Genomic DNA, 5,533 nt, shown 5'->3' on the forward strand with positions numbered 1-5,533 from the left:
GTGCAGCTGCTGCCGCCGCTGCTGCTGCTCGTGGCCGCGCTGTCGGTGGTGCTCACCGCCGAGGCGGAGGCCGTCGTGGAGGTCCTCTACGCGCGCTGAGCGCCTTGACGAGCACGTACGACACCGACTGCGCCCAGAAGCCGGCGCAGCGCCACCTCCGCCCAGGCGTGCAGCAGCAGGTAGGAGAGGGCGAAGCCGCCCGCGAGCACCAGCGGCTCGCCCAGCCACCAGGCCAGGCCCAGCGCGGCCAGCGCGCCGGCGTTCTGCCCGCTCGCGCGCAGGCTGGAGAGCCGGAAGGAGCCGTGGGAGACCTCCAGGCAGCTCAGCAGCGCGAACTGCAGGTAGCTGGGGACCCCCAGGGCGCCGACGCGCACGAAGGCCGTGGCCGTGGCGGCCGTGCCGGCCCCCAGCCCCGGCGCGAGCAGGTCGACGACGGCGGGGGCGGCCACGAGCAGCCCGCCGGTGAGCACGGCCGCCAGCGCCCACAGCGCCCGCCGCAGGCCGTGGAAGAGCGCGGCGGCGCGGGCGGGGTCCGCGCCGCGCAGCCGCGCGTGCAGCGGCAGGAACCCGGCGGTGAGGACGTCGGCGGTCAGCAGGTCGACCGGCACGAGGGTCGCGCTCTGGGCGACGCGGTTGGCGACGGCGGGCGCGCCGGTGCCGTAGGCGGCGGCCAGCAGCACCTCGCGCAGCAGGCCCAGCAGCTTGCCGGCCAGGCCGCCGAGCAGCAGCCGCTGCACGGCGGCCCGCATCAGGGCGCGCCCGTCAGCAGCCGGGCGTAGGCGGCGGCGACGCCGCGCAGCTCGTAGCGGGCGGGCAGCAGGCTGCGCGGGCTGCGGCCGGCGGCCAGGACGGAGCGCACCGCCGCGACCAGGGCGTCGGCGTCCCCGGCGTCGACGCGCCGCACGGCGCCGCCGGCGCCGTCCACGGGGGCGGTCGTGCGCGCGGCCACCACGGGGGTCCCGCAGGCCAGGGACTCCAGGACGGCCATCGGCAGGCCCTCGCGCCACTGCGAGGTCAGCAGCGAGGCGTCGGCGGCGGCGGTCAGCGCCGGCAGGCGCTCGCGGGCGACGGCCCCGAGGAAGCGCACCCGCTGCGCGACGCCCAGCTCGCCGGCCAGCGCGCGCAGCGCCCGCCCGTCCGGGCCGTCGCCGGCCAGCACGAGGTGGGCCCCGCCGCCGAGGGCGGCCAGGCAGCGCAGGGCGCGGTCGACGCGCTTCTGCGGGTGCAGCCGCCCGGCGACGAGCAGCACCGGCGCCCCCGGCGGCAGCGCGAGCTCGCCGCGGGCGGCCGCGGCCGCCGCGGGGTCGGGGCGGAAGGCGGTGGTGTCGACGCCGTTGGCGAGGACGTGCACGGGGGGCATCGCCACGAGGCGGCCCAGCGGCGGCGCGGTGAGCGAGGCCGCGACGGCGGGGCCGACGGCGACGACGTCGTCGAAGCGGCGGTAGGCCCGCACGTCCCGCAGCAGGCCGGAGGCGTTGCGCACCGACGTCAGCACCGGGCGCAGCCGCCGGCTGGTCAGCTTGGAGGTCAGCTCCGCGACGGAGGTGCCGTGCGCCTGCAGCACCAGCCGCGCCCCGGCCCGCGCGGGCAGGTCGAGGGCCGAGTGCGCGCCCGCGCTCACCGACAGCACCCCGCTGACGCCGCCGCGCCCCAGCTCGGCCGCCAGCGCGGCCCGCGAGGCGCGCCACCAGGCGCGCGAGTAGCGCCCGGGGGCGGTGCCCGCCAGGGCGTGCACGTCGACGCCCTCCAGCACGGCCCGCTCCGGCCGGCCGGGCGCGCTCGTGGTGAGGACGCCGACCTCGGCGTGCGCGGTGAGCGCCCGGCACAGGTCCCACGCGACGGACTCCATCCCGCCGACGTGGTGCAGCGGCAGCCCCCGGGTGAGGACGAGCACGCGGCTCACCGGGGCCCGCCGATCAGCCCGTCGAGCAGGTCCTCCAGCAGCGCCGTCTGGCGGGCGGCGTCGAAGCGGGAGCGCACGTGCTCGCGCGCGCTGCGCCCCGTGCGGGCGGCGAGGCCGGGGTCGTCCAGGTAGCGGGCCAGGGCCGCGGCCAGCGCCACCGGGTCGGCCTCGGGGACGAGGGTGCCGGTGCGGCCGTCGACGACGGCCGAGGGGATGCCGCCGTGGCGGGTGGCGACCACGGGCCGCCCCAGCGCCCCGGCCTCCAGCAGCACCTGCCCGAGCCCCTCCTGGTCGCCGTTGGCGGCGGTGGTGCTGGGCAGGCACAGCACGCCCGCGGCGGCCACCCGCCGCAGCGCCTCGTCGTTGCCGACGGCACCGGTGAAGGTGGTGCGCCCGGCCACGCCGAGGTGGCGGGCCAGCTCGCCGAGCGGCCGGCGCAGCGGCCCGTCGCCCACGCACACCAGCCGCACGTCGGCGGGCAGCAGCGCCAGGGCCGCCAGCAGGTGGGCGGTGCCCTTCTTCTCCACCAGCCGCGCCACGTGCACGACGGTGCGCGGCTGCGCGGCGGGCGGGTCGGCGGGCAGCTTGGCGAGGTCGATGCCCAGGTGGTGGGTGCGGGTGCGCGCGGCGGGCAGCCCGCGCTCCAGCAGCCGGGTGCGCAGGTGCTCGGAGACGGGCAGGAACAGCTCGCCCTCGCGGGCCAGGCGCCGCCCGCGGCGCACGTACGTCGCCCAGGACGGCTTGCGCGCGCGCAGCAGCGCGGCCGGGGAGCAGGTGGCGTCGAAGCCGTGGAAGACCGTCGCCAGCGGCACCCCCGCGCGGCGGGTGGCGGGCAGCGCGCAGGCGCCCTCGACGCCGAAGTGGGCCAGCACGGCGTCGACGCGCAGCTCGCGCAGCAGCGCGGCCAGCGGGCGGGAGCCGACGCCGGCGGTGTGCGCGACCGCGGCACCCCGGCCCGCCCGCTCGGCGAGGCTGACGGCGGGCAGCTCCAGGCCCGCGGGCAGCGCGTCGCGCGCCAGCAGCACCGGCTCCCAGCGCCCGAAGCGGCGGGCCTGCTCGAGCACGAAGGGCTCGGAGCCGACGCCGAGCCGGTGGCGCAGGACCGCTACGCGGGGCACGGCGCCCCCTGGGCCGGGACGGCGGCGGCCGGGCGGGCGGCGCGCGCGGTGACCACGCCGACGAGCAGCGCGAGCAGGATCATCGTCTTGGACTCCCCGTAGACGGCGGTGTTGTCGCCCATGCCGTGCACGAGCACCCACAGCCAGGCGCCCAGCGCGAAGGCCGCGGTGCGGGCCAGCGGGCTGCCGGCCCGGCGCACGACGGTGGCGGTCAGCCGCACCAGGACGGTGACGGCCAGGGCGAGCAGCGCCAGGACCCCGCCCAGCCCGCACGCCGCCCAGGCGGCGATGAAGAGGTTGTGCGGCGGCAGCGCCTCGATGCCCAGGGCCGCGAACTGCTCCATCGTCCGCGTCCAGCCGCCGTGGCCCAGGCCCAGCAGGAGGTGCTCGGTGACCATCCGGCGGGCGAACTCCCACATGGGCGCCCGGCTGGCCAGGCTCTCGGCGGAGGCGTCGGCGTAGCCGGGCACGGAGCGCTCCAGCAGCCGCGGCAGCTGCCAGGCGCCGAGGGCGACCGCGGCGGCGGCCTGCGGCAGGAACCAGCGGGCGCCGGGGCGGCCGAGGACCTGCACCCCGCGCACGAGCACGGGCAGCAGCAGCGCCAGCGCCGCGGCCGTCTTGGAGCCCGTCGCGAACGTCGCCGACCAGGTGGTGAGCGCGCCGGCGGCGTACCAGCGCCGGCGGCGGCCGCGCTCGCCGACGCCGAGGGCCAGGAAGGCGAAGGTGGCCACGCCCAGGAACATCGAGGAGACGTTGGCGTTGATGAACAGCCCGCCGGACTTGGCGGGGTCGGTGACGTTGTTGGCGCCGTCGCCGAAGAAGGCGGTCATGGCGTCGGGGCCGATGACCAGGCTCGCCAGCGGGGAGTGCAGGAACGCGGACTCCGCGGCCGGGGAGAGCCGGAAGGCCCACACGAGCAGCGCGTCGACGAGCGCCCACAGCAGCACGAGCGTCAGCGGCCCCCGCACCCCCCGCGGGTCCTCGCGCTCCACCCGCACCGCGTGCAGGACGAGGAAGGCGAAGGAGACCAGCCGCGCGACCTCCAGCACCCCCACCAGCGGGTCCGGCGACCACGCGATCGCCGCCCCCTCGACGGCCGCCAGCAGCAGCGTGCCGCGCAGCACGGCGTCGCCCAGCGGGAGCTCCTTGCGCTCCAGCAGCCAGCAGACGGCGATGAGGATGGTCCAGCACTGGCTCAGCGGCAGCGACATCGTGCCCAGCGGCCCGACGAACAGCTGCGGCACCGCCAGCGCCGCGGCGATCGCCAGCCGGGTGCGGTCGCCGGCCGTGCAGCAGACCAGCAGGCCGGTCAGGGCGCCGGCCGCGGCCAGCGCCAGCATCAGGACCACGAGCCGCCCCCGGGCGCGCCGGCGGCCACCCACGCGCGCACCTCGGCGCGGAAGCGGGGGACGTCGAAGCGGCGGGCCTGCTCGCGGCAGGCCGCGGGGGTGCACCGCTCCGCCCGCTCGACGGCCTCGGCGTAGGCGGCGGGGCGGGTGTCCTCGACGAGGGCGCCGGAGCGCCCGTCCGCCACCGTGTCGGCGGTGCCGCCGCGGGCGGGGGCGACGACGGGCGTGCCGGAGGCCATCGCCTCCACGGGGACGATCCCGAAGTCCTCCACGGTGGGGAAGAGCAGCACCGAGGCACGGCGCAGCAGCTCGCGCACGTGCGCGAGCGGCGGCGCCTCCAGGACGTGCACGGGCACGCGGGCGGTGGCGGCCCGCTCGCGCAGCGCGGCGGCCAGCGGCCCGGCGCCGGCGAGGACGACAGGGCGGCCCAGCCGCTCGCCGACCTCGACGGCGACGGCGTGGTTCTTGTAGGGCACGAACCGGCCGAGGGCGAGCAGGAAGCCCGCGGGCAGCTCCAGCTCGTCGGGACCGGCCAGCGCCGGGTCGAGCGCGTCGACGTCGACGGGCGGGTGGACGACGACGGCCTCGCGGTGCCAGCAGCGCTCGACGCGGCGGGCGACCTCGCGGCTGTTGGCGGCGATCGCGGTCAGCCGCGCCGCGCTGCGGCGGTCCAGCGCGCGCAGCCCGGCGCGGGCGGGCGCCAGCAGGGGGGAGGTGCCGCGCCCGTCGAGCTCGGGGGTCCACACGTAGCGGGCCGGGGTGTGCACGTACGCCAGGTGGGCCCCGCCGGGGGCGACGAGGCGGTTGGCGGTGGCGAAGGCGTGGTGGCTGCTGACGACGAGGTCGTAGCGGCCCTGCACCTCGCGGGCGTGGGCGCGCCAGGCGAGCGGCATCAGCGGCAGCGCGAGCGCGCGGCGCTCCCGCAGCGGTGCGGCGTCGAGCGCGGTGGTGCGCACCCGCCGGCCCCCCAGCTCCAGCCGGACCCCGGGCGCGGCGCTGAGGGCGTGCAGGTCCGCCTGCGGCCACATGCCGGCGAGCACCTCGAAGACCTGCTCGGCGCCGGCGCGGGCGGCGATCCACTCGTGCACGAGGGCGGTGCGCTGCGGCGCCGGCGGCCCGGGGGGCGGGCGCGGCCGACGGGAGGGCAACATGCCCCCCTCCTC

General features: G+C 79.3%; 5 protein-coding genes. All 5 read right to left on the reverse strand.

Annotated elements, in window-relative coordinates; genetic code table 11:
• Positions 1-86: 86 nt before the first annotated feature.
• The 5 genes from GTQ99_RS19180 to GTQ99_RS19200 are packed head-to-tail and all read right to left on the reverse strand — an operon-like array spanning position 87 to position 5,521.
• Entirely contained in the window at positions 87-749 is a 663-nt protein-coding gene (locus GTQ99_RS19180) for a hypothetical protein (RefSeq protein WP_166617313.1), read from the reverse strand.
• Positions 749-1,903, reverse strand: coding sequence for a glycosyltransferase (locus GTQ99_RS27180; protein ID WP_166617314.1), 1,155 nt, complete (start codon positions 1,901-1,903; stop codon positions 749-751). Before GTQ99_RS27180 ends, GTQ99_RS19180 begins: the two co-directional genes overlap by 1 nt.
• Complete coding sequence (locus GTQ99_RS19190) at positions 1,900-3,021, reverse strand: glycosyltransferase (RefSeq protein WP_166617315.1); 1,122 nt, start codon at positions 3,019-3,021, stop codon at positions 1,900-1,902. Before GTQ99_RS19190 ends, GTQ99_RS27180 begins: the two co-directional genes overlap by 4 nt.
• Positions 3,009-4,403, reverse strand: a complete 1,395-nt coding sequence (locus GTQ99_RS27185) for an O-antigen ligase family protein (protein WP_166617316.1) — start codon at positions 4,401-4,403, stop codon at positions 3,009-3,011. Before GTQ99_RS27185 ends, GTQ99_RS19190 begins: the two co-directional genes overlap by 13 nt.
• A complete protein-coding gene (locus GTQ99_RS19200) occupies positions 4,361-5,521 on the reverse strand; it encodes a glycosyltransferase (protein WP_166617317.1) in 1,161 nt (386 codons plus the stop codon). The genes GTQ99_RS27185 and GTQ99_RS19200 overlap by 43 nt, the downstream gene beginning before the upstream one ends.
• Positions 5,522-5,533 lie beyond the last annotated feature (12 nt).

This window comes from Kineococcus vitellinus, assembly GCF_009906315.1.
Taxonomy (GTDB): Bacteria; Actinomycetota; Actinomycetes; order Actinomycetales; family Kineococcaceae; genus Kineococcus; species Kineococcus vitellinus.

Excerpts from the sequence above, each read along its gene's own strand:
- GTQ99_RS19200 (WP_166617317.1), bottom strand. The coding sequence starts at position 5,521 with ATGTTGCCCTCCCGTCGGCCGCGCCCGCCCCCCGGGCCGCCGGCGCCG.
- GTQ99_RS19180 (WP_166617313.1), bottom strand. The coding sequence starts at position 749 with ATGCGGGCCGCCGTGCAGCGGCTGCTGCTCGGCGGCCTGGCCGGCAAG.